The sequence below is a fragment of the Ensifer sp. VA4 genome (assembly GCF_055710065.1).
The window spans coordinates 127345-150493 of sequence record NZ_JBVQPO010000009.1 but is presented as its reverse complement, the minus strand read 5'-3'; the positions used below and the strand labels follow the sequence as shown (position 1 = coordinate 150493).

The 23149-nt window shown below is 60.6% G+C and carries 19 protein-coding genes and 1 pseudogene; 8 read left to right on the top strand and 12 right to left on the bottom strand.

Features of this window, described 5'->3' with window-relative positions:
• Positions 1-21 precede the first annotated feature (21 nt).
• The 3 genes from AC0C6X_RS17250 to AC0C6X_RS17240 all read left to right on the top strand — a co-directional run bounded on the left by AC0C6X_RS17250 (position 22) and on the right by AC0C6X_RS17240 (position 3654).
• On the top strand, positions 22-1200 hold the full coding sequence (locus AC0C6X_RS17250; protein ID WP_173518237.1) for a polysaccharide pyruvyl transferase family protein: 1179 nt from the start codon (positions 22-24) through the stop codon (positions 1198-1200).
• Between the two features lie 152 nt (positions 1201-1352).
• Complete coding sequence (locus AC0C6X_RS17245) at positions 1353-2525, top strand: polysaccharide pyruvyl transferase family protein (RefSeq protein ID WP_472954250.1); 1173 nt, start codon at positions 1353-1355, stop codon at positions 2523-2525.
• A 31-nt stretch (positions 2526-2556) separates the two neighbouring features.
• Complete coding sequence (locus AC0C6X_RS17240; protein ID WP_472954447.1) at positions 2557-3654, top strand: glycoside hydrolase; 1098 nt, start codon at positions 2557-2559, stop codon at positions 3652-3654.
• Positions 3655-3691: 37 nt separating this feature from the next.
• Here the strand turns inward: AC0C6X_RS17240 and AC0C6X_RS17235 are convergent, their stop codons facing one another.
• Complete coding sequence (locus AC0C6X_RS17235; protein WP_247960455.1) at positions 3692-3934, bottom strand: hypothetical protein; 243 nt, start codon at positions 3932-3934, stop codon at positions 3692-3694.
• Between the two features lie 521 nt (positions 3935-4455).
• Between AC0C6X_RS17235 and AC0C6X_RS17230 the strand changes: the two genes are divergently transcribed.
• Positions 4456-5709 carry an ATP-binding protein gene (locus AC0C6X_RS17230; protein ID WP_472954247.1) on the top strand — a complete coding sequence of 418 codons (1254 nt, stop codon included), beginning with the start codon at positions 4456-4458 and terminating at the stop codon, positions 5707-5709.
• A 634-nt stretch (positions 5710-6343) separates the two neighbouring features.
• Positions 6344-6595: pseudogene (locus AC0C6X_RS17225) on the top strand (TrkH family potassium uptake protein); the annotation flags it as partial.
• A 108-nt stretch (positions 6596-6703) separates the two neighbouring features.
• Here the strand turns inward: AC0C6X_RS17225 and AC0C6X_RS17220 are convergent.
• From AC0C6X_RS17220 to AC0C6X_RS17180, 9 genes are all read right to left on the bottom strand, one after another.
• A complete protein-coding gene (locus AC0C6X_RS17220; RefSeq protein ID WP_472954245.1) occupies positions 6704-9067 on the bottom strand; it encodes a polysaccharide biosynthesis tyrosine autokinase in 2364 nt (787 codons plus the stop codon).
• Positions 9068-9139: 72 nt separating this feature from the next.
• Positions 9140-10045 carry a UTP--glucose-1-phosphate uridylyltransferase gene (locus AC0C6X_RS17215; RefSeq protein ID WP_472954243.1) on the bottom strand — a complete coding sequence of 302 codons (906 nt, stop codon included), beginning with the start codon at positions 10043-10045 and terminating at the stop codon, positions 9140-9142.
• Between the two features lie 4 nt (positions 10046-10049).
• Complete coding sequence (locus AC0C6X_RS17210; RefSeq protein WP_472954241.1) at positions 10050-11066, bottom strand: glycosyltransferase family 2 protein; 1017 nt, start codon at positions 11064-11066, stop codon at positions 10050-10052.
• The gene (locus AC0C6X_RS17205; protein WP_472954238.1) at positions 11066-11992 is read right to left on the bottom strand and encodes a glycosyltransferase family 2 protein; all 927 of its coding nucleotides are present in this window, start codon (positions 11990-11992) and stop codon (positions 11066-11068) included. The genes AC0C6X_RS17210 and AC0C6X_RS17205 overlap by 1 nt, the downstream gene beginning before the upstream one ends.
• On the bottom strand, positions 11989-12987 hold the full coding sequence (locus tag AC0C6X_RS17200; RefSeq protein WP_472954236.1) for a glycosyltransferase family 2 protein: 999 nt from the start codon (positions 12985-12987) through the stop codon (positions 11989-11991). Before AC0C6X_RS17200 ends, AC0C6X_RS17205 begins: the two co-directional genes overlap by 4 nt.
• The gene (locus tag AC0C6X_RS17195; RefSeq protein ID WP_472954234.1) at positions 12984-14189 is read right to left on the bottom strand and encodes a glycosyltransferase family protein; all 1206 of its coding nucleotides are present in this window, start codon (positions 14187-14189) and stop codon (positions 12984-12986) included. Before AC0C6X_RS17195 ends, AC0C6X_RS17200 begins: the two co-directional genes overlap by 4 nt.
• Positions 14190-14289: 100 nt before the next feature.
• Positions 14290-15072, bottom strand: a complete 783-nt coding sequence (gene exoK / locus AC0C6X_RS17190) for an endo-1,3-1,4-beta-glycanase ExoK (RefSeq protein ID WP_472954233.1) — start codon at positions 15070-15072, stop codon at positions 14290-14292.
• 2 nt (positions 15073-15074) lie between these two features.
• Positions 15075-16196 carry an acyltransferase family protein gene (locus tag AC0C6X_RS17185; protein ID WP_472954445.1) on the bottom strand — a complete coding sequence of 374 codons (1122 nt, stop codon included), beginning with the start codon at positions 16194-16196 and terminating at the stop codon, positions 15075-15077.
• A gap of 410 nt (positions 16197-16606) precedes the next feature.
• Positions 16607-18091: a lipopolysaccharide biosynthesis protein gene (locus AC0C6X_RS17180; RefSeq protein WP_472954231.1), complete on the bottom strand. Its 1485-nt coding sequence runs from the start codon at positions 18089-18091 to the stop codon at positions 16607-16609.
• A gap of 122 nt (positions 18092-18213) precedes the next feature.
• Between AC0C6X_RS17180 and AC0C6X_RS17175 the strand changes: the two genes are divergently transcribed.
• The 3 genes from AC0C6X_RS17175 (at position 18214) to AC0C6X_RS17165 (ending at position 21067) form a co-directional block, all read left to right on the top strand.
• Positions 18214-19179, top strand: a complete 966-nt coding sequence (locus AC0C6X_RS17175) for a glycosyltransferase family 2 protein (RefSeq protein ID WP_472954229.1) — start codon at positions 18214-18216, stop codon at positions 19177-19179.
• Between the two features lie 91 nt (positions 19180-19270).
• Complete coding sequence (locus AC0C6X_RS17170; protein WP_472954227.1) at positions 19271-20218, top strand: polysaccharide pyruvyl transferase family protein; 948 nt, start codon at positions 19271-19273, stop codon at positions 20216-20218.
• A gap of 408 nt (positions 20219-20626) precedes the next feature.
• Positions 20627-21067: a lipid-binding SYLF domain-containing protein gene (locus AC0C6X_RS17165; RefSeq protein ID WP_173518251.1), complete on the top strand. Its 441-nt coding sequence runs from the start codon at positions 20627-20629 to the stop codon at positions 21065-21067.
• A 46-nt stretch (positions 21068-21113) separates the two neighbouring features.
• Here the strand turns inward: AC0C6X_RS17165 and AC0C6X_RS17160 are convergent, their stop codons facing one another.
• Together AC0C6X_RS17160 and AC0C6X_RS17155 are read right to left on the bottom strand one after the other, a co-directional pair.
• Positions 21114-22133 carry a glycosyltransferase family 2 protein gene (locus tag AC0C6X_RS17160; RefSeq protein ID WP_472954224.1) on the bottom strand — a complete coding sequence of 340 codons (1020 nt, stop codon included), beginning with the start codon at positions 22131-22133 and terminating at the stop codon, positions 21114-21116.
• A gap of 219 nt (positions 22134-22352) precedes the next feature.
• The gene (locus AC0C6X_RS17155) at positions 22353-22637 is read right to left on the bottom strand and encodes an exopolysaccharide production repressor protein (RefSeq protein ID WP_472954222.1); all 285 of its coding nucleotides are present in this window, start codon (positions 22635-22637) and stop codon (positions 22353-22355) included.
• Positions 22638-23149 lie beyond the last annotated feature (512 nt).

Here is a 23149-nt window from a genome sequence, read left to right as displayed (position 1 = left end):
TCAACTAGAAGGGACATACGCATGCGTCCAAGAATCCTCCTGACGGGAATTCCTGGTCATTACACGCGCCTCGCCAATGGCGCGAATGGCCTGTCGGTTTCCTATTCGGAACGGCAAAAGCAGCCCGAATCCAAGGACGAGTTTCTTCAGGAGCTTCGCAACATCAGCAACACCGGTAACTATCTGATCGGTGAGGGGGCCTTGCGCGCCATCGCACCGCACGCCAAGCAGATTCCGTTCTGGCACCTCTATAATTGCCACAAGAACGGCACCGGTTTCGAAGAGTTCAACAACAACTTCGATATTTGCGTCTTCACCTGCGCGAACCTCTTGCGCAAGGGACTTTCCGCGGATGCGGAGGCTGATGTTCTGAGCAAGCTCAAGATGCCGATCGTCATGCTCGGCATCGGCCACCAGAACCGCAAGGATCTCGAAACCGGCCTGCCGGAAGGAACGAGGCGGCTGCTCGAGGTCCTGAAGGACCGTGAACATTATTTCCTGACGCGCGGCTATGAAACGGCCGGCTACCTGAAGGACCAGGGCTTCAAGTTCGTTCGGCCGACTGGTTGCCCCTCGGTCTACTTCGCGCCGAACAACATGCGCGCGTCGATGCGCAAGCTGCCGAACGTCAAGATCGGCCAGGCAAAGACCATCTTCTCGGGCTATCTCGGCGCCAATCACGATTGCATTGTCGATGCCCTTGCGTTGAACCCCGAGGGCGCGAAGCCGCAATATGTCATTCAGGACGAGTTCCTGCACTTCGACATGAAGGTCGAGCCGGATGCCGATGGCAGGGTTTTCGACTCCTGCTCGGGCAAGATGCTCGGCGATCTCACTTTTCCGGGCGCCGACCGCCAGAAGGTGCCGTTCGACGTGCGCACCTTCTTCGACACCAACCAGTGGCGCGCCTGGGCCTCGCACATGGACTTCAACTTCGGCCGGCGGTTCCACGGCTCGATCATCGCCATGCAGGCGGGCGTTCCCAGCCTGATGGTGGCGGTCGACGACCGCATGCGCGAAATGCTGGGCTTTACCGGTCTGCCGGCGGTCGAAGTCCAAGACCTCGAAAAGGCGGAAAACCGCGCGCAGTTCGTTGCCGACCATCTGGCCGGTCTGAACGCGTCGGAACTGGTTGACCGCTACTCCGACCGCGAACGCAACTTCCGCACGGTGCTGCGCGAGATCGGCATCGGCCAGTAAATCGCAGCGCCTCGGGTGCGTTCGCACCCGAGGCATGAATGCGATCGATTTAATAATGTTCGGGCGGAAAGAGGAAGATCGCGCATACGTCTCCTCATTCCGCCCGCGCTCTTCGTCAACTCTGTCGGTCAGTCCACAACTCAGGTGTATCGATGCGTATCCTGCTCACCGGAATTCCTTCTTATCTCCAGCGTACCGTCTCGCGCGTTTCCGGTGCGACGGTTCATCACAAGCCCTACTTCGACGACATCCGAAGCAAGAAGGAGCTGATCGACCAGGTTAAAAAGATCGCCAACACCGGCAACTACCTGATCGGCGAGGGGGCAGCTTACGCCCTGCGCGGCCATGATGTGACCTATGTGCCCTTTTGGCACCTGGCCAACAGCCGCGGAGCCAACGATGTCTATGAGGCGCTGAACAAGGAATTCGACATGTGCGTGTTCGCCTCGGCGAACCTCTTGCGTCCGGGATATTCAGCCGACCTCGAAGCCGATGTCTTTGAGAAACTGAAGATGCCTGTGCTGGTGATGGGCATCGGCATCCAGAAGCGTGAGGGGCTCAAGGAGAACCTGCCGGCCGGCACATTGCGTTTCCTCGAGGTGTTGAAGCAGAAGGAAAGCTTCTTTCTGACTCGCGGCTATTTCACCGCGGAGTTCCTCAGGGCCGAAGGCATGAAGTTCGTCAAGCCGACCGGCTGCCCGTCGCTCTTCTTCGCGCCGAACGAGATGCGGCGCTCGCTGACGTCTCTTGCCAATGCGGACCTGGCATCGGCTCAGAAACTCGCGCTCGGCGGCTATCTCGGCAGCGTCGCCGACACGATCGTCGATGCCCATGCGCTCTTAAAGCCGGATAGCATCGCAAGCTACGTTATCCAGGACGAGGTTGTCGCCTATAACCTGACCCTTCCCGTCGACGACAACGCTCCGGTCTATGACCGGTCGAGCGGACGCATCACCGGCAAGACCGAATACAAGCATCAGGAGAAGTGGCAGAGGCAGAACGAGCTCCTGGTGTTCTTCGACACCAACCAGTGGCGCGCCTGGTCGTCGTCCCGCGACCTCTGCATCGGCCGGCGGTTCCACGGTTGCGTCATCGGCATGCAGGCGGGCACGCCGTCGCTGATGATCGCCGTCGACGACCGCATGCGGGAGATGCTCGAATTCATCGGCTTCCCCTATATCGAGGCGGGCGTGTGGAACCGTGAAGGTGACAAGCGCACCCATCTTGCCAACTTCCTGTCCAAGATCGACGCACAGGCCGTCACCGAGCGGTACTCGGCTTGCGAGGCGAACTTCCAAAGTGCGCTTAAACAGGTTGGGATCTGATCGCCATATGACGAGGGCAGCGCCAAGGGCGCTGCTCCTTGCCACCCAGATTTCCTTGGCGGCGATCGTCTGCGCGCCTGTGGCGTTGGCCGACGACGCGGCGTTTGCGCACTACGGGGTCAATCGCCTCAACCTCGCCTGGCTCGATCCCCGCGAACAGGAGCGCGTGCTCAAGGAGATCGCCGAAAGCGGCGCCACGCATGTGCGTCTTTCCCTGTCTCGGCCAGTCGACAGAAGCATCGAGGCCGTCGCCATAGCCAGCCGGCTGGGCCTGCGCATCCTGCTCGAAATCCAACTTTCGAACACAAGCTATTATGGGGATGCGGTTCGACCCCGCAGCGGCGAGGGGCACATCTGGGACATCAACCGCCTGTCCGATCTGGATCTCGATCGGTATCGCGTAGGCCTTCGCGAAGCGCTCATGCGCCTCGATGCTCTCGGTGTTCGCCTCGACGCGGTGGAGCCTGGAAACGAGATCAACCTTGCCGGCTACAACGGCGACCTTGCCGTCTATCCAAAACCCGGTCAGCCAACGCCGCGAATGCTCGCCGATCTCAAGGATCGCGCAGCGTTTGAAGAAGGTCTGGACCGCTATATTGAGGTGCTAAAGATCACGCGGGACGAGGTGCGCAAAAGTGAAAAGAGCAGCGGCGCCGCCATCGTCTCCGCCGGGCTCTCCGACATGGGTGCCAAGGAAGCGGACCGACAGGGCATGGAGCGGCTCGATCCGGCTGAGGTGATAACACTTCTGCGGGCCCGGGGAATGGACCAGCTTGTCGATGCCTATGGCATCCACATCTACCCCGCCCGCAAGGATCCGAGCGCGATCAGATCCGTCGTCACCAAGCTCCTCGATTTCTGCAAGCCATCGGAGAGCGGCCGGCCATGCTGGGTGACGGAATGGGGGATCGCCAACACGGCGCGTACCTGTCCCGTCGATGATCGTGAGCGTTTAGGCGCGATGGCCGCCATGCGCACGGTCTTTTCCGATTTCGCGAAGGCAACGCGGCTGGGTGCGGCCTACTACTACGACTGGGACACGCAGCAATCCTATCGTCTGTGGCGCTGCGGTTCCCTAAGTCGGGCGGGTGCCTTGGCGATCGCCCCGGAAACAGTCGATCCTCGTTAGCTGGGCGCTCCCCGTTGGTAGGCGCCAACCATGTCGGTCAGCGGCGTGCAGCACGGCTCGATGCGGGCTCCAGGCCCTTGCCGCGATAGGTGACCGGGATGCCGAGCTCCTCATGGGTGCGTGCCAGTGTCTCGAGCCAGGTCGCTAGTTCTTCCGGCACTTTCTCCTCGCCGGTCTCCATCGCCTCTATCCATGCAAGGTTGCAATGGAGGGCGCTCGCCAGATTGATCGGCGTCCAACGAAGAACAAGAAGGCATTGGGTGAAACGGGCGGGAGTCATCGGTCGTGCTCAAGGTTGCATTGTGGAACGGATGAAGCAGGCTTTACACGCAGAAATAAGTCAAGGTGATGACTTGTCGCGCCCAAAAGCCCTGATCTTTTCGTGAGTTAGAATTGATTGATAAATATCGAGGCATCAATCTGCGGAATTTCCCGCTGAGCCTCGCTGAGTCGAATTGACGAAAATCGCTCTTGCTTGTGGTGCGGGGTCGCAGACTACGGTTACGACCAGCATGTAACGAGGCTCTTCGAGATTCCGCTTCACGTCCCCTTTGCAAACTATCTCCTGGTTTGGCGATGACCCACTGATCCGGCGGCCGGAAGCTGTCGTCGCCGGCAACCCCACCCAATCGCCGCCACCTCGCCAGACACCCAATTCGCGACCTCCGGAGGTAGTTGGTGTAGGACTGCTCCATTGGATGGCTTTCCCGCACATGGAATTTCGCGAACGGTCGAATTTTCTCTTTAAATTGGTCGCCATATCACTTTAAATTGGACGAAAAATGAACTAAAAATAGTCGGATGAAGACCGGCCTCCTAGCAAAATCTTACGTCGATCGAAAAGCACGATCCGTTGTAGAAACGGCACTGGCGGACACGCGTGTTGTCCTCATATCAGGCCCGCGTCAGGCGGGCAAAACAACGCTTGCGCGCCAGTTCTCGGATGCCAATCGTCCCTACATCACGCTCGACGACGCGGGCACACTGAACGCCGCGAGGTCCGATCCGACGGGATTCATTCGTGGCATCGACCGTGCTGTTATCGACGAGGTGCAGCGTGCGCCCGACCTGATGCTTGCCATCAAAGAGAGTGTCGACCGTTACGAAGATCCCGGCCGTTTCCTGCTGACTGGATCTGCCAACCTTGCAACTGTGCCAGCCATCGCCGATTCCCTCGCCGGGCGAATGGCCGTGGTTTCACTGCTTCCATTTGCACAATCCGAACTCCACTCTACGCCCGGTCAAATGCTCGATGCCCTCTTCGCTGGCGATGAGCCGACGACCCGCAGCGAGGTCGTGTTCGGCGAAGAATTGATGAATGTCGTCTTGAAGGGGGGGTACCCGGAAGTTCTACGTCGATCGACACCTGCCCGCCGAACTGCATGGCTCGAGGACTATGTGTCTCTCATTTTCGATCGTGACGTGCGGGATATCGCCAACATAGACCAGCTCGACCGTTTGCCAAGATTGCTTAACGTTCTTGCCGAACATTCCGGGCAATTGGTCAACCACAGCAGCTTTGGGGCGGCGCTCGGATTATCTAGTGTTACAGCGCAGAAATATGTGGCAATACTTGAGCGCCTCTTTCTGGTGCGCACTATCGCCCCTTGGTCGAATAATCGCCTCAGCCGGCTCGTGAAGACCCCCAAGCTCCACTTCGTTGATACCGGTCTTCTCGCAAGTTTGCGAGACGACGACCTGGAAACGCTGCGGCGGGACAAAACCAGGTTTGGTGCACTTTTGGAGAGCTTTGTGGTTTCCGAACTTCTGAAACTCGCTTCCTGGTCGGATCGTCGCTTCTCCTTCTCGCATTACCGGACCAAGGACCAGGATGAGGTGGATGTGGTGATCGAGGACAGACGAGGGCGTATCATTGGAATTGAAGTGAAGGCGTCGGCGACGGTCAAATCGGAGGACTTCAAAGGATTGAGGCAACTGCAGGAGGCGGTCGGAGATCGTTTTGTCCGTGGTCTAGTGCTTCACGACCATGATCGTGTAACTGCGTTTGGAGAGAAGTTGCACGCCGCTCCGCTATCGATCCTCTGGTCGATGTAGAATGACAAAACCGTCGGGCGGCGCGATGACGCCACGGCGCGGTCCGGTTCAGGAGACGGGGAGGCGACGAAAGTCTTCCTCACAGGGCGTGAGAAGTTTAACCATTAAGCTGGCACGCGGTTCTCGGCGCTCCGAGGCCATCAAAGCACGTATTAACGCTTCGCCCCGATGCGATCCGCGCATTTTTCCGGTGTGTCCGTGGAGCCACGGTCATCCTCGCCCACACGCCGGCGGGCCTGACGACGGCGATAGCCGCGCTGGCGCAAACCGCTTCCATCCTCGGCGGCATCGTCTTCAGGCAAGGCGAGGGAAGTCCCGCCCGGCTTAGACAATCTAAATCAAGCGGCCTCGCGCGCAGCCTGCGAAATTGTCTCATGAATGAAATAGCTCCGACGTCGCCGAGCTGCCGCCTTTTCCTATCCGCAATTGACTCAGCGCTGAATTGCGCAATGCGGCAATCGAGCAGGGGCGCAGCGAACTCATCTCGATACAGGCCGGACAGGGCGCGTCGCTGATCCACCGGCGTGGCGCACCGGAGCTTATGGGCGACTTGACCGGTGAGATGGCCGGTTACTGGGGCGGATGGCCTCCAATAAAGAGGCGCATGAGGCGCCGGCCGAGGTCTAGAACCGCCTACATGTTCGTCTGGGCGTTCGGCAGCCTGGCGATGGGCGCAATGGGCTATGATCTCGTCACGGCCGCATCCGCCGTTGCCACCGCACTCTCGAATGTCGGCGCCGGGCTTGGGCCGATCATCGGACCGGCCGGCAATTTCTCGGCCTTGTCGGATCGGACACTTTATCTGCTGTCGGTCATGATGCTGCTCGGTCGTCTGGAAATCCTGACGGTGCTCGTTATCCTGACGCCGCTGTTCTGGAAGGATTGAGCTCAGCGCCTATCGGTCGCACACCGACCCAGCAAGCCTTGATCCCAAAACGAAACCTCGGACCGTCTCCGATCCGAGGTTTCTTTTACTGCCTGGCGAGGGAGGTCGTCAGGCCGCCTCGGTCCTGCGATAGGTCCCGGCGTTTTCGACGTAATATTTCTCGAAACGATGGCGATAGTGCTCGGGGCCACCGAAGTCGCTGTACTTCGCCAGCTCGTTCATATCCGTCTTGTTGAGGATCACGCCAAGGATCTTGCCGTTGATCTGCGGTTCGGAGTTGAGCAGGTCACGCACCAGACGCGACGGCGTGCGCCCCCATTCGGCGACGTAGATGAAGCCATCGGCGAGCGGTGAAAACGCCTTGGCATCGACCACCGGAGCGAGCGCCGCGAGGTCGACAACCACGTAGTCGAACGATTTGCGGGCATTGTCGATGAGTTCGGCCATCGCCGGGGACGCGAGCAGTTCGTGACTGTCATAGGGCTCGCTCTTTGCGCCTGCTTCCCCGCCAACCGGGAAGATCGCCAGTTTTGTCTTCTGGTCGATCTTGATGCCGGCGGGCCAGGAGGATTCGCCGATCAACGCCTCGACGAGCCCGGTCTTCGGCGGCGGGTTGATCATCTGGCTGAGACCCGGCTTGCGGATGTCGGCATCGATCAACAAGGTCTTCTTGCCGCTCGCCGCGAGCAGTGCGGCAAAGTTCGCCGCGATGATCGATTTGCCCTCGTCCGGAACGGCCGAAACGATCCCGATCACGCGCGAGCCATTGCCATGCAGCATCCGGTCACAGGCGAGCTTGGCGTTGCGGAAGGTCTCGGCGAAAGAGGAGCGCGGTGCGTCGAGCACGATGCGACTGACCCGCTCGAACGGCACTGCGGCCTGTGTGGTCGGCAGGGGCGTCTTGCCCTTCATCAAGTGCGCGCGAACCCGGTCGGTCGTGGTCGGTTGACGCGGGCCGATCAGCGGAACGTAGCCGAAAGACCTGTGTCCGAGGATGGAGCGCACGTCGCTTTCCAGCCGGAAAGTCCGCTCGCGGAACTCCTGGAACGCGGCAAAGGCACCGCCTGCCATCATGCCGAGCACAGTCGAAAGCGCCAGAACCAGTGTCTTCTTCGGGCTCGAAGGCGCGGTCGGAACGCCAGCGGCGGAGATGACCCGAGCCTTGGCAATCGGGAAGGAGCGCTGCTGCGAGGCCTGCTCATAGCGATTGAGATAGGTCTCGTAGAGGGTCTTCAACGCTGCCGCCTTCTGCTCGAGTTCGCGCAAATGGACGAGCGACAGGTTCGCATCCGAGTTACGACCGGTGGTGCCTTCGATGTTTTCCCGCAAGGAAGCCTCGCGCGAGCGCGCAACTTCGTATTCGTTGCGGTAGCTCGCAGTCAGTTGCTGCAGCTCCTGGAAGATCTGACGGCCGATATCGGACCTTTCCTTGCGCAGCGATACCGCCTGGGGATGATCGGCGCCGAAGCTCTGCGTCACCTCCTGTTCACGCTTGCTGACGGCGAGGTAGCGGGTGCGCAGCTCCCGGATGACGGAATTGTCGCCCTCCTTGGCGGAAATCGTCGCATTCTTGACCGCGGTTTCGGGTCCCTGGTCGACGATTGCCTGGAATTGCTTGAAGCGCGCGGAAGCGCTTGCCGTGTCGGCTTGAGCGATGATGAGCTGGCTGTTGAGATCTGCCAGCTGCTGTTCGGACATGAGTTCGCCGCGGGCGAGCGTCAGGCCGTTCTCGCTGCGATATTTCTCGACCTCGAGCGAAGCGGCCTGGGAGCGTTGCCTCAGATCCGCAAGGCGCTCCTGCAGCCACACGGAGGCGCGTTCCGTCGCTTCGAAATTGGCGTTCAGCTGATCGTTGAGATAGGCGTCCGCATAGCCGCGCACGATTGCCGCGGCGAGCTGGGGATCGCTGGAGCCGTAGGCGAGCGAAATGACGGAGCTCCTGTTGACGCGTTCGACGACCAGTCCCTGCTGGATGAGTGCGGCCGCCTTCTGCCGCCGGCCATTGCGCGCTGCTTCTTCCGAGATCTCGGACCCAAAAAACGAAAAGATGCCGGTTACGGATCTCAGCCAGTCCTTGACGACGCCGAAGGGCGAGCGTGGCGGATTGAGAACCGTATCGTTGTCGTCGAGGTTCATCTTGTCGACGACCCGCAAGGCGAGTTCGCCGGATTTCAGGATCTCGACGGCGCTCGCCATCTGCGTGTCGAGCAACTGGCTGTTCTGCGGTGTCGCCTCTTCCTCGGCGTATTTCGACAGGTTCTCGTCGAGCAGGATCTGCGTCATCGACGTATAGAACGGTGTCGTGAAAACGAGATAGACCGCGCCAAGGGCCAGGAAAAGCACGACAAACGCGCCAACCAGCCTGGCGCGGCGGACGATGATCGAGAAGAGCCGATCAAGGTCGATGAACCTGTCGGGTTCCTCCATTTCCCGCGGCACAACGCTGTTGAAGGGGAGACTTCTTTGGTTCATTGGGTTGCTCTGTCCGTTTCCCTTTTGGTCCGACGATTTGGCGCCCCTTCTAAAAAGAGGCGCCAAACAGCGTTATGCCGCGCGGATGCGGCCTTCGTGAGACAGGACCATGTCCTTGACCGAGGCATAGACCAAGTCGCCGAGGTCCGAGCGCGCGAGCGCGAAGGCAACATTGGCGGCGATGAAGCCTTCCTTGGAGCCGCAGTCGAAGGTGCGCCCCTCATAGGGATGGGCGTGAAAGGCTTGATTTTGCGAGAGTTTCAGCATCCCGTCGGTCAGCTGGATTTCGTTGCCGGCGCCGCGCTGCTGGTGCGCGAGAATGTCGAAGATCTCGGGCTGAAGAATGTAGCGGCCGTTCAGATAAAAGTTCGACGGTGCTTCGCCGGCACGCGGTTTTTCGACCATTTTCGTGACTTCGAAGCCGTGGGGAACCGCAGCGCCCTTGCCGACAATGCCATATTTCGACGCATCTTCCGGGGCGCATTGTTCGACACCAACGACGTTGCCCCCGGTCTGGCGATAGAGATCGACGAGACCGGCCATGCAGCCGCGCGCGCCGTGACACAGCATATCCGGCAGAAGCAGCGCGAAGGGCTCATCGCCGATCAAGTCACGCGCACACCAGACGGCATGGCCGAGACCGAGCGGCGCCTGCTGCCGTGTGAAGCTGACGGAGCCAGCGCGGGGCAGCATCTCTTCCAGCTCGGAAATCTGGGCATTCTTGCCGGAACGGGTCAGCGACGAGATGAGCTCCGGCGTATCGTCGAAGTGGTCCTCGATTGCCTGCTTGTTGCGGCTGGTAACGAAAACGATGTGCTCTATTCCCGCCTGGCGGGCTTCATCGACCGCATATTGCACGACCGGGCGATCGACGATCGTCAGCATCTCCTTGGGGATCGCCTTTGTCGCGGGGAGGAACCGCGTTCCATTGCCGGCGACCGGGATCACAGCTTTCCTGACGGTCCTGATACGGTCCATAGCTTTATCCTTTGCGTACGTGGGGGCTATTGCCCGAGGTGGATCGTTCAGCCGCCACCGTCGGTGTGGCGGACTTCATTCGTGCGAGCGGCGCAAGCAAGCGGCGCAGCCGCACGGCGATCGGCATCCTGAGATGCCGAAGCGCGCGGGGGTCGGAGAAGGCCACCTGGGCAGCCTCCACCAACGATCGGGATTTCAGATGATCGACGAGGCGCAGGAAGGCATGCGCCTCGCGCAGGCTCCTGTCGCGGCGACGCTGCATTGTCATAGCTCTGGCATCGATCGCGTGTTTTGCCAGAAAATCCCTGTCGGCCGCAATCATCGCCTCGATATGGCGAAGTTCGAGGACGCGAGAGATCGAACCCTCGCGAATATGGTAGCAATAGCCGGCCGAGGGATCGACGACGCAGCGCCCACCGCAAGCAAGTGCGGACGCCAGCAGGATGTAGTCTTCTCCGATCCGGATGGCTTCCTCGAAGCGCAGACCATGCGCGTTCAGAAAACGCCGCTCGAAAATCGGCTTCATATAGCCAAAATTATAGGTCGAGCGGAAAAGCACATTGGATTGAATGAAGGCCGCAAGCGTCAGGACCCGGTGGTGCTCGAGCAAGGCCTCGGGAAACATGCGCTCGACGCGCCCATCGAGGTTTGCAACATCGATGTTGTCGACAGCAATCTCTGCGCCGGCGGTCGACGCCAGATCGATCATGCGGGACAGCCGGTTGGCGGTGATGGTGTCGTCCGCATCGAGAATGGCGATCCAGTTGCCGCGTGCGGCGTCAAGCCCGACATTGCGCGCTCCCCCGGGCCCACAGTTTTTTGCAAGCCGCAGCAGTCGTACGCGGGGATCAGCGATCTCTTCGACCACGGCTGAGGTGTCGTCGGCGGAGCAATCGTCGACGACGATTACTTCCAGATCGACGTCTTCCTGGGCGAGCGCGCTCAAAATGGCGCGGCGGATCGTGTCAGCGGCGTTATAGGCCGCGACGACAAAACTGACTTCTGGTGGGGAAAGCGTCATCAGGCGGTCGCGGCCCCATATTGCTGGAGTTCACGTACGCCGAGAAGGCCGCTGACAACACCCGCATGCATGATGGCGCGCAAGGCGTAGCGTGAACGGGCGATCGGCGATCCGAGAAGGAGGAGGCTCGCTACCGCGCAATAGCCGGATTTGGCCATCGCCCGGGCGATTTCCACAACCTGCCTTGCGGGTTGGCCCGGCTCACTCAACAGGCGCCCGTGGGTCTGGCCGGAGCGGAAGCGGCGCTTGGCAAGCCAGGCAAGGCGTGCCCGCTTTTCCGGAACCGGCTCGAAAACCAGCGCTTCCGGGGCATAGGCGAGACGCCCGCCTGCCGCATGCATATGGCGGAAGAACTCCGTGTCCTCGCCGCCGGTCCGCCCGAGCGCCAGGTTGAACCGCCTGCCGGAAAGGACCGGCCGGGTGAGATCGAGCAGGACATTGCAGGTGTAGCCCGTGCGGATTTCGCCATGTACCCATACGGGGCGGGTCGAATGAAAGTCGCCCCGGCGCATCCAGTTCGGCGCGGACAACGCGTATTCGGCGCGAACCGGGCCGAGCACGACATCGGCCTCGGTCGCAAGCGCCGTGTCGAGCAATTGCACGAGCCACGTTCTCGACACCGTCTCGTCGTCGTCGACGAAGGCGAGATAGTGGCCGGTGCTGTTGTCGAGGCAGGCATTGCGGGCGATCGAAATGTTCGATGCCGGGCAATGTACGTAGAGTATCTCGAAAGGCATGGTCGGGCGCATCTGGTTGACCAATGCCTCGGCACTCGGCGTCGTGTCGTTGTCGGCGACGATGACGCGGATGTCGAAATCGGCCGGCACCGTGATGAGTGCCAGCGAATGCAGCGTTTCCGCAAGCTCCGGACGGCGGAAGGTGCAGACCGCAATATCGATCCGCTTTCTGGCGATCGTTCCGGTCATGGCGCCATCTTTCGGTTTCGGGAGGTGAGCAGTTCGCGCCAGAAGCCGGCCGACCAGGCGAAATGCATGACCATGGCCGAAAGGGCCGCAAGCGGGCCGTAGGGGTTCCTTTGGCCAAGTGCCATCCACATGCCGTAGCCGATGCAGGCGGCAGCCCAGAGCCCGACCGGCACGACGGCGAGCCAGTTGATGACGGCGAGCAGAGCGCCGATCGCTACCGGCGCTACAGCAAGCGGTAGGAGCTGCCGCAGGCTCGGCCAGGCGCGGTGCTTCAGGACATTGCGCGCGCGCCCGCGTCCATAGGCGAAGTATTGGCGAAAGAGCGGGCCGACCTTGGCACGCGGATAGTAGACCATGTTCGTCCGGTCGGTCATCCAGATGCGGTAGCCCGCCTGACGGAAGCGGTAGTCGAACTCCGCATCTTCGTTGTGGCTGAAGATTTCGTCATAGCCGCCGATCGCCTGGAAGGCGGAGATCCGCATCAATGCGTGGTGCCCGTGATCGGCCCAGTGGCTCGTCGCCCCAAGTCGATGCTTGGCGCCGCCATTGCCGAGCTTGGAATTCTGCGCGTAGGCCGTCGCCTTCTGGAAGGGCGTGAAGCCGACCGTCTGCATCGCGACGACAACCGAGTCCGCACCGGTCTCAAGCGCCTCTTCGACAAGGCGCTCGCAGTAGTCCTCAGGATAGGTCCCGTGCGCATCGATCCGGATCAGATAACCGAAGGACGCTCCATATTCGGCGACGGCCAGATTGATCGCCGCACTCTGAATGCGCTTGGGATTGTCGAGGGCAAGGACCGATGCGTCCGCCGCAGCGAGGCGGGCAGCAATCTCGCGCGTGCCATCCGTGCTGCCGCCGTCGACGATCAGAATGGCGCCGTTGAGACGTGCCGCCGACGGTCGCAACGCCTCAACCAGGCCCTCGATGTGCTCGGCCTCGTTGAGGCAGGGAATGACGATAAGGGTTCGTGTCGAAGCCAGCGTGTTGTTGCTCATGACAATCCGCCTTCGTTCTGGGGCGTTGGGGCGAGTTTCGGTGCAATCCGCGGCGGAGCCGCCGATGTCGCCGCCGAAAGGCAACGGACCAGGTTTTCACAGTCGCTGCGATTGAAGATCCAGGTGTCGGCCGCACAAGCCGCGATCCGGTCGGATGCCTCGGCGTAACGTTCGGGGTCGACCGAGCCGAGGAGGGCGGCGAGAGCGTCGGGCTCGGCTTCATCGAGCAGCATGCCGAGGCCGCGGATCGCAAGGAACCTTGCCGTCTCGGTACCACGCAGCGCAATCGGCACACGGCCGAAGCGGCAGCCCTCGTAGAGCCGGTTCGGCAACAGCCATTTCGAGTTCTGGCCTTCCTCGAAGAAATCGATCGCCCAGGTGAAGTGCACGTCGGAATAGATTGCGCCCAGTTCTTCCGGGCTGCGGTAGGGCCCGTGGAACTCAATGAACGGCTCATTTCGGACGAAGCCGTCGAAGTCGTCGAACTCCGAATGGGCTGGCCGGCCGCGCAGAACGATCTCGAAGCGGCCTTCCATCCTGCGGGAAAAGGCCGACAGCAGTGCCAACGACTTGCGGCAGCGCAATGCTCCAAACCAGCCGATCCGCCACGGTCCGTCCGGTGGCGGCGTTGCTGCCGGAACGAGCGGCCGCGCCATGGTTTCGTCGAGCTCGAGCACCTTGTTTTCCAGCATCATGGTTGGCGCCGAGATGCCGGAAAGCGGGCGGAAATAGTGCTCGATGAAGGCCGGAGAACTGGTGATCAGCAGTCGTGCATCCCGACCGAGAAACGCCTCGCTCGCCCGCAACGTCTTGCCGGGGATGTCGCGGCGCAAAAGCAGCCGGTGAATATCGAGACATTCGTAGACGATCGGCACGTCGCCGCCAAAAACACTGACAGCCTTCCTGGCGATCGCCAGCATGTCGAGATTGCGCGCAATGATCAAATCCGGGCGTTCGACAGTGTGTAGTGCCTGCCTGAGCGTAAGGCAGCTCCTGGCAATCGCACCGATCCTTTGGACGAAACGGCCGTCATGCGTTGTCCCGAGCTCAATGGGCTCGATGCCCTCGATCGCCGCCAGTGGGTTGGCGTCACGCCGGAACCCGGCAAGCTTGACCTTTGCGCCCCCGGCAAGAAGCATCAGGACGCGCCGGCGGACGGCGGGATCGGCAAGATCCTGTGCGAAATAAAGTACCTGCAGCATTTGCACCCGGTTTTCTGCTCGGCTGTCGCCGAGCATGGTTTAGAACGTTGCACGTCGCGGTTTGAACGCGTCGCCTATGAATGCTGTTCCTCGCCTCCGCCTAGTTCGTTCGGCAGGCGACAGACTCGGCAAACTGGCATTTGTCTCCCGGTGCGGTGAACGCGATCCGATCGATCTGCATTGTCGTAGGCCCCTTGTAGGAGAAGATGCCCATCCAATCCGAAAGCGTGTCGCTTCCCCAGAGGCTGAAGAAAATCTTCTGCGGGTTGGTGGGGATCTTCGCGGGGTCGGTGACTTCGTGGACCAGTTCGCCATTGACGTAGTAGCGGATCCGCTCCTTTTCCCAGACAAAGGCGTAATCGTTGAAACCCTGGTTGGCGCCGCCGGGCACGTCGACAAGCTTTTCGTTGCCGCCCTTGGCGGAGACATATTGGTTGATCTGAACCTTTGCGGAGTTCTTGCCGAGGACTTCGAAATCGATCTCGTCATGCGGCTTCTTGTCGGCCGGGCCGATATAGGTGAAGAAAGCCGAGTTCAGCCCGGAACCATCGGCCGTCTTGATGCGGGCCTCGTAGGTGCCGTAGCCGAAGCGCTTGCGTGTCTGGATTTCGCCGCAGACGTAGTTGCGCTTGCTAAGCTTTCCTTCGGCAAAGGAGAGTTCCGCAATGCCGTTCTCAACCTTCACCTGCTTCTTGGACCAGGTGCAGTTCTGGTGTGCCCCGTTGTTCCAGCCGTCTGAGACGTACCAGATGCCGGTGTCGAGCGTATCGAAGTTGTCGATGAAGGACGTTACCTCTCCAATGCCTGCGGCGCTTGCCGGGCCGGCAAGGCCAATGGCGACAAGGCTCAAAAGGGCAAGGCGGTGAGGTCCGGAAGATCTCATGGTCAGGTCCTTTGCTGTGGTGAGAGTTCGGCGTGCGCTTCCGCCGGCCGCGCCCTCGCGCCTCGCGTCGCTCCCGCTCGACTGCCGGTCAGGATTGCGGTCAGGTTCGGAAGCCAACGCCTGGCGAGGCCGTAGGCGGCGACAAGGATGGCGATCGTGATGAACGGAACCGTGTAGTAGAAGGCCGGGTAATATCCGAATCCGGTGCGGTTCCAGATCATCCAGAAGAGAACCAGCAGCGGATAGTGCGCACAGAAGATCCAGAAGCTGAGCCCGCCGCCGCGCGCCAGCGATGCCCCGCAGCCCGTGCGGACCAGGAACGCGGAAACCGCCCAGGAACCGAGGATGCCGGACAAGGCCGTCAGGCTGCGCAGCATGTCGACCCAGACAGGGAAGTCGGGTCCGTACGGGTAGAGCAGGAGCGAAAGCAGCACCGAGGCGCCAAGAACAGTGATGGCGATCGGCCAGGAAAAGCGATCGAGACTGCGAACGTCGACGCGATGCAGGCTCATATAGATGCCGGCGCTGAAACCAAAGAGGATCGACTTCTTCAGGAAGATCCCGTTTGGCAATGGCAGCACGGCATAGGCGAACAGCAGGGCGAGCGTCTGCATCGGATAGCGCATGATCAGCCACGCCAGGAACGGCGAAATCACGATGCAAAGCAGCAGATCCCTGAGAAAGTAGAGCGGCACGTTGATCGGCAGACCCCGGATCGCCACGGCAAGGTTCAACCATTCCCGTGCGCTTGCACCCACGACATCCGGCAGGTAGCCGAAGCCGATACCCTTGCTTTGCGCAACGAAGGCGAGCGCGAGAAAAGCTATGTTCCAAAGCAGGAAGGGCAACAGGACGGTTCTTGCCTTTGTTTTCAGCGTCTTGCCGTAGTCGAAATTGTCGAGGCCACGCCGGAACAGGAGATAGCCGGAGATCGCGCTGAGGCACGGGACGCCGACACGAAAGAGGCTGTCGCCGAGGAAGACGCGCAGCCAATCGAGCACACCATAGGTGCCAACATACGGGCTCGTCGCCGGATCATGCGGCACGTGTACGAAGACGATGCCGGAGATCAGTACGATGCGCATCAGATTGATCCGCGACGAGATGTTCGCGTTCACATCCACGATGTCCGTCACCCCTATCTGCCAGCGCCATTTGCAGGCGACCGTTTCAACAGAGCAGACCAGAGCCCGCATTTCACTGTGCTAAAGGTAGGCTTGGGCGCGGATCAAAATATGGCGCCGCAGCAAACGAATCGGTCGCAGTTTGTTGCGATGCAGCATGGCGCGCTCCACGGTTTCTAGGAACATGTGCCTATCGGAGCGGCGGTGACGAGGAAAAAAGCCTATGCCCTCGGCGTTTACGGAATATTATCAGATGCTTATTTGGTAGATGCTTTTACTTGCATAATTCGCGCTGAAGCGCGGTAAAATTGTGCATTTTTTCTCTTTTGTCAGGCGAAAAAGGACCTACACGAGCGCGCACCAAGCCGAAATGCGGCAAGGGTGAGGCAGTTTCCAGCCCTTGAAATCGGTTATTCCGCCGCCACGCGCGCGGTCGGCTCGACATCGCGTTTGCGGATCATGCCGTAGAGTTTCAGCAACAATGGACGCTCTACCAGGAACATCAGCACGAGATAGATCAGTCCGCCGACCGCGGCTCCGATAACCACCTGCACGACCGCGTTCTGGACCATCGCACCATAGAAATCCAGCAACAGCCTGACGGCAACCGCCATCACGAAAGCGGCGATCATCGGCCTGATCGAGACCAGGAAGCTGCGCAGGAAGGGTAGGCGGTCGGCCCGGAATACCACCCAGGAATAGCCGACCAGCGTTGCCAGATTGACGACGCAGAGCGCAATCATCGCGTCCACGAGCGAGCCGCCGATCGCCCCATACGCGACCGCCGCCGTCGTCACGACGGCGCGGATCACCGCCCACCAGAAGAGGACGGTCCCCTGGCCGATCCCTTTCAGGTAGGGAATGTAGGTGCTGCAGGGCGTCAAAAGTCCCTTTGACAACGCAAGCAATCCAAGGGCCGGCCAGGCTGCCGCCCATTGCTGGCCAAAAAGGACCAGCATTGCGGGTTCGGCGAGCGCCCAAAGGCCAAACATCATCGGCGCGAGCAGTATGGTGGTGACCTGCGTGCTCAGCATCAGCGCTTGTGACCGCCGTTGACGATCTTCGCCCATATGGCTGAAGGCTGGAAAGAGCACGCCCATAACCGCCGAAAGCACGATCTGGTTGGGAATGCTGGAGAAACGGTTTGCCGCCGAATAGGCTCCGGCGTCCGAAAGGCCGAGGTACCGGCTGACCACCACCATCGGCGATTGGAAAGTGACGAAATTGGCCATTTCCGACCCCATCATGCCGAAACTGAATCGGCTGAGCGTAAGAACGCGGCGCGGGGAGAAGACCATTCGCGGCACATAGCCGGATACCGTATAGAGGCCGGCAAGGCGGATGAATGCGGAGACGAAAAGCTGCGCCAGCAGCGACCAGACGCCGAAGCCAAGAAGGGCTGCTCCGACGGCAACAAGCGCCCCGACGGTCTCGGAGATCATGGTCCAGACCGCGTCCTTGCTGAAATTCATCCTGCGGGCAAGGAGCGAATAGGCGACGTCTCCGCCAAGCTGCAGCGGGATCAACAGGCTCATGATCCGGAGCAGGTGACCCGCCTCGGGTGCCCCGAGCAGGCGTGCGAGCGGATCGGCGAAGGCGAAAAGCGCAAGCGCCATCAGAAGCGCGACCGCGAGATTGGCCCAGAAAGCGGAGTGGATGAGCTCCATGTCTTCATCGCGCTGAATGATCAGCGCGGAGGCGAGACCAGCACCGCCGATCATCGCCAGGAACTGCACGACAGTGAGCGCAACGGCCACCGTTCCGAACTCTTCTGGAGTCAGGATCCGCGCCAGAATCGGCACCGTGACAAACTTCAGCCCGAAAGTACCTGTCTTTGAAAGGACGCTCCAGCCGACATTCCATGTCACGGACTTGGCATTTACGGTTGAGGGCATAGCGAGCATCCTATGATGCCTTTGAAGGATTCCCGACAAAGGACTAGGGCTAAATATAAGGCCGCGACCCGGTGGGAGGAGACCACGCAAGAATCTTTTAGAGAAACCGCAGGGGCGAAAAGATGGCGAAGCTGACTGTTATTATTCCATACTATCAGAAGGAACCGGGTATTCTTCGGCGGGCGCTCGGCTCCGTCTTTGCCCAGACGTTCCAGGACTTCCACGTTCTGGTGATAGACGATCGCTCACCCTATTCGATAGATGAGGAGTTGAAACCGTTAACCGAGGAGGAACGAGCGCGGCTGACCGTGATTCGCCAACCCAACAAGGGGCCCGGCGGCGCACGCAACACCGGACTGGACCATGTTCCTGACGATGCCGAGTTCGTGGCATTCCTCGATTCCGATGATGAATGGACCCCGGACCATCTGAAAAATGCCTATGAAAGCATGAGCCGCTTTGGCGCCGACTGCTATTGGGCCTCGATCACCGGCGGTGAGGCGTTCTACTACCATTTCGATGTTGCCGAACTGACGGAAAGCCACAGCGTTGTCAGGCTGCAGGAAGCGCCGCTGGTCGTCGAAATTCCTGACCTTACCAATGTGATGCTCAGAAACTGGAGCTTCCTGCATCTCTCCTGCATGGTGATCGGGCGCAGCCTTTTCGAGAGGATCCGCTTCGACGCGGCGCTGAGACTGGCAGCGGAGGATGTCTTGTTCTTCTGCGACTGCATTCTTGCCGCAAGACGCGTCGTGCTTTGCGACGCAGCTGGCGCCGAGCGGGGCGAGGGCATCAACATCTTTCACTCGATCGACAACGATTCGCCGCAGTTCCTGCAGCAGCAGTTCAACACCTTCGTTGCGCTGGAAACGCTCGAGGGCCGCTTCTCACGCAAGCCCACGGAAATCGCCTCGATCCGCTCCTATCAGCATACCGCCCGGCGTCAGGCGCTGTGGAGCCAGGCGCGCCGGCTCAAGCGACGCAAGTCGCCGCAATTCCGCTTGCTGGCACGTTGGGTTCTGCGTGATCCCAGACTCCTGCGAAGCGCGCTGGAACTCGCTCTCGGCAAGATTTCCCGCTCGCATTGAGCAACCGAAACGCTCCTTCGAGGAGGAAGAACAAGACCGCCTGTCGGTACACACGGACGTACCCCGGCATTTTGAAAGAAGGGACTACCCCATGAACCCCTATTATTGGGAATCTCAGCACGGAAATTTCGGCGACGACCTCAATCTTTGGCTCTGGGATTTCCTGCTGCCGGGGTTGCGCGACGTTCATGAGGATATCCTGCTGGTGGGCGTCGGCACGGTGCTCAACCGGGCGCTTCTGCCTGACGGCATCAGAAAGCTCGTTATCGGCAGCGGCTTCGGCTACGGCACCCTGCCAGACATGCATGACCCGAAGGAATGGGACATTCGTTGTGTCCGAGGTCCGCTGACCGCCGGGAAAATCGGCATCGCGCCCGAACTCGGCATCGTCGATCCCGCCGTGATGGTCGCCGATATGCCGGAGTTCCAAAACCTGCCGAAGCGCCATAAACGCAGCTTCGTTCCGCACTGGGAAAGTGCGGTAGCCGGCATGTGGCCGGTGACCTGCGGTACGGTCGGCCTGCACTATATCGATCCGCGTGGCGAAGCGAAAAGCGTGATCCGTGAGATTGCCCAGTCCGAGCTCATCATCGCCGAATCGATGCATGGGGCCATTCTCGCAGATGCTTTCCGCGTGCCGTGGGTGGCCGTGACGACGTCCGACAGCATCAACAGCTTCAAGTGGAACGATTGGGCAAGCACCGTCGGCGTCCGCTATCAGCCTCGCCACGTACCGGTATCGAGCCGCGCCGAAGCCATGCTCAAGGGGGAGCGTTTCTGGGGGATGGACTTCGAGGCACAGGCGCTGGCCGAAGCCCCGAACCTGCGCCCCGTCGGTCACGGTGTGATCGCGGCAGCAAGAGAGCCGCGGCAGACCTTCCTGCGCAGCGCCGCCAAGCAGGTTCTTGCCGCACCGTCGACGCTCGCACTTTGGCAGGCAATGCGGGCAACACCGCAATTGAGCGCAGACGACCGACTTGCCGAGCGCAAGGACCGCTTTCAGGAGGCACTGGCGGCCGTACGGCGCGCGTACTTCTGATGATCCGGCCACGGCCTTGGCGCGTCAGCGCTGATGCGCCGAACCTGATCGCCCATTCAACCAGGAGGGAACGTCGACTGCCGCCGGCCCCTGTCCGGATGGGCGCGCCATGATGAGGATCCGAGGGCCGTCTTGTTGCCAAGCCGCGATGGCATAAGCCATTGGTTTCGATCGCAAAAATGAATCCGGCCAAAGACGAGCACTCGGGCTCGGTCGTATCCATCCGTTCAGGGATCGGATGCCGCAGGCACACTCAACAGAAGCGACCTGTTATGAGGGGCCAGCCCCGTCGAAAATCAGTTACGGGCGCGGAACTAATGTCCGGCCGGGCTGTTCAGTTGTAACTTTGATACGACGCTGACGTATCCGGCCCGCCGGGTCCGCGGCGACAAGTGAGGAGCTCTCATCATGAAAATCTCGTCCAGCTTCCGTGCAGTCGCGGTCACCGTTATCGCCGCGGCGGGAATCAGCATTGCCAGTGTTGCGCACGCCGATACCGGCCAGATCCGCTTCGCCATCTACAAGGCCGCTTTCTTCGTGGGTGGCGCCGGAGGCGAGGGCACGCTAACCTTCCATGGTCGCCGTTATCCGATCACGGTTGGCGGCATCTCGGGCGGCCTCGCCTTTGGGGCTTCTAAGACCTATTTCCAAGGTACCGTGCGCCACATTCGCCGCGCCCAAGATGTGACGGGAGTTTACGCTGCGGCGGGCGGTGGCGGTGCGGTCGGCAAAGGGGCCCAGGTGATCGTCATGACCAACGACAAGGGCGCCGAACTTGAACTCTCAGGCAAGCAGGTCGGCCTTCAAGTCAACGCCGATGTCAGCGGGATGACCATCACCATGAAGTAGGGGGCGTCACCCGTTCGCCAGTCGCCGGATAGGCAGGAGTGAAAACTCAGCGATTGGACGCTTGACCGTTGGCAGTTGCGGGAAGGAGATAACGCAGCCCTCCGGCGCCACCGAGAGCGGCCGGAGCATCCGAGCGAGGTTGTCTGAAGCGTTCGGTTTTGTCGGCAAGAATGCCGGCCGTGACGGCGGGAACGGCATCGGGTTGCCGTAGAAGATAGCCTATTGCGGCAACCGCGCCGCGTTCTCTCTTCAAATCGAGAAAGTGCCGGTGCTGATAACGACTCCTGACGTGCCGCTCGTGTCTTCGGATCGCGGCCTCAGCCGCGCTCTCCAGCCTGTTCGCCGCGAGGATAATCCGGTCGACCTCGTAGAGCCGTTTGAGATCCTCGGTACGGTGGCTACCGCTCAAGGAATTGCTGCGCACGATTGCCGCGTAGCCGCAACTGCGAATGACCTTGTAGCGCGCGCCCTTGGCCAAAGCGCTAAGATAGAGATCGTAATCTTCGCCCAGCCGAAGCGTTTCCTGGTAGCGGATGGAGTGACGATCCAGGAAGTCGCGGCGCATCAACGGCTTCAAGAACCCGACCTCGCCGCGCTTCACGCCGCGCCGGGAGATGTTGCCGTCAACGAAGTCGATAAGGCCAAGCAGGCTGGGCTGCGGTTGGAAATCGTCGATCTTCCGGGCGACGTCGGTCGCTGCGGCCTCGTCGATGAAGGCGATGTTGTCGGCAATAAAGTCCCAATCATCCTCCGCGAGCAACCGGCCGAGGCGACCCGGCAGGAAGAAATCGTCGGCGTCGAGGATGGCAAGCACCGGTGAACGACTGATCGAAATGGCATGGTTGCGGGCGGCCGACGGTCCACGATTGCTTTCGAAGCGCACGATCGTCAGGCGCCCGCTCAGGTCGTCGGCCAAGCGGGCAGCCGCCTCGGTTTCATCCGACGATCCGTCATCGATAACCACCACTTCGGCGCTTTCCGGCTCGGCCAGGGCCGATGCAACGGCTCGGGCGATGGTCGCCTCGGCATTCTTTGCGGCGATGATGACGCAGACGTCCGTGGTCATGAGGGCCTCCAGCATCGTGTCTTACAGGCAGCGCACTGGTCTTTGCGTTCGCTGCGGCACTTCCGTTCGGCGTGGCCCGCTTTCTGGGTCAGGTCGGCCACGTGACGTCGCCGACGATGGCGACGGCCGAACCATGCAGGGCGATCGTGTCGCAAACGCGTCAAAGATATGATTTTCTGGTGGATCGTTGCCGTCAGCCGAGTGCAAGCCCGGCCGGGATCACCGATTGAAATGCCCGGGGCGATCGAGGCCGCGCGGCGCCGCCTTGGCGGCTGACTTCTCGTCGCCAGCCAATTGCGTCAACGCGGCGGCCTGTCTTTCCTTTTCCCGCGCCTTCTTCCACACGAGGTAAAGCACGGCCACGAAATAGCCGACCTGCATCAGAACGGCGCATATGACGGTCTGGAGAAGTGTCGACGCCAGTGAACCGTTTAGGAAATAGGTAACGATCGCAAATACGGCGAGGGCGCCGAGCATGCTCGCAAGAACGCGCGGTGCGTACATAGCGCTACCTCGCACTCGGTAATGTCGACGATGTGGTCATCGGAGTTCGGCCTTTCCTCCTCAGAGTTCCAATATATTGGCAGCGCCCTTTCGCTTCAACCGCCAAAAGCCCGCGTCCTGCTGCCACCCTGCCTCCAAAGTCTTTATGTCGTGTTTAGAACACCAGCATACGAATCAAATTGGCCGTTTTTCGATCCCGCGTCGGTCCGGCCTTTGTGACTCCATGGCAATCCTAAGGCAATTCCTCCACCATCCGGCGTTTTGTCAGGCCCGCACCGCCCACTGGTTGCTGTTTGCGTAACGATTGATATCACCTTTTGTTACAAAATTAACTTTTGGTGTCCCGCTGCGCGTGCGGTGCAAAACCCTGTTGCAACGCAGCATTCGGTCGGAAAGACTGACGCCTGTCAATTTTCATCGACGCTAAAACACGTGGTTGCAGATGAAAGCAAACATAACAGATACCAAGATATATTGGCTTTATCGCAACACAATTGCGCGCCTTGAATACA

Excerpts from the sequence above, each read along its gene's own strand:
- AC0C6X_RS17250 (WP_173518237.1), top strand. The coding sequence starts at position 22 with ATGCGTCCAAGAATCCTCCTGACGGGAATTCCTGGTCATTACACGCGC.
- AC0C6X_RS17245 (WP_472954250.1), top strand. The coding sequence starts at position 1,353 with ATGCGTATCCTGCTCACCGGAATTCCTTCTTATCTCCAGCGTACCGTC.
- AC0C6X_RS17235 (WP_247960455.1), bottom strand. The coding sequence starts at position 3,934 with ATGACTCCCGCCCGTTTCACCCAATGCCTTCTTGTTCTTCGTTGGACG.
- AC0C6X_RS17230 (WP_472954247.1), top strand. The coding sequence starts at position 4,456 with ATGAAGACCGGCCTCCTAGCAAAATCTTACGTCGATCGAAAAGCACGA.
- AC0C6X_RS17220 (WP_472954245.1), bottom strand. The coding sequence starts at position 9,067 with ATGAACCAAAGAAGTCTCCCCTTCAACAGCGTTGTGCCGCGGGAAATG.
- AC0C6X_RS17215 (WP_472954243.1), bottom strand. The coding sequence starts at position 10,045 with ATGGACCGTATCAGGACCGTCAGGAAAGCTGTGATCCCGGTCGCCGGC.
- AC0C6X_RS17210 (WP_472954241.1), bottom strand. The coding sequence starts at position 11,066 with ATGACGCTTTCCCCACCAGAAGTCAGTTTTGTCGTCGCGGCCTATAAC.
- AC0C6X_RS17205 (WP_472954238.1), bottom strand. The coding sequence starts at position 11,992 with ATGACCGGAACGATCGCCAGAAAGCGGATCGATATTGCGGTCTGCACC.
- AC0C6X_RS17200 (WP_472954236.1), bottom strand. The coding sequence starts at position 12,987 with ATGAGCAACAACACGCTGGCTTCGACACGAACCCTTATCGTCATTCCC.
- AC0C6X_RS17195 (WP_472954234.1), bottom strand. The coding sequence starts at position 14,189 with ATGCTGCAGGTACTTTATTTCGCACAGGATCTTGCCGATCCCGCCGTC.
- exoK (WP_472954233.1), bottom strand. The coding sequence starts at position 15,072 with ATGAGATCTTCCGGACCTCACCGCCTTGCCCTTTTGAGCCTTGTCGCC.
- AC0C6X_RS17180 (WP_472954231.1), bottom strand. The coding sequence starts at position 18,091 with ATGCCCTCAACCGTAAATGCCAAGTCCGTGACATGGAATGTCGGCTGG.
- AC0C6X_RS17175 (WP_472954229.1), top strand. The coding sequence starts at position 18,214 with ATGGCGAAGCTGACTGTTATTATTCCATACTATCAGAAGGAACCGGGT.
- AC0C6X_RS17170 (WP_472954227.1), top strand. The coding sequence starts at position 19,271 with ATGAACCCCTATTATTGGGAATCTCAGCACGGAAATTTCGGCGACGAC.
- AC0C6X_RS17165 (WP_173518251.1), top strand. The coding sequence starts at position 20,627 with ATGAAAATCTCGTCCAGCTTCCGTGCAGTCGCGGTCACCGTTATCGCC.
- AC0C6X_RS17160 (WP_472954224.1), bottom strand. The coding sequence starts at position 22,133 with ATGACCACGGACGTCTGCGTCATCATCGCCGCAAAGAATGCCGAGGCG.
- AC0C6X_RS17155 (WP_472954222.1), bottom strand. The coding sequence starts at position 22,637 with ATGTACGCACCGCGCGTTCTTGCGAGCATGCTCGGCGCCCTCGCCGTA.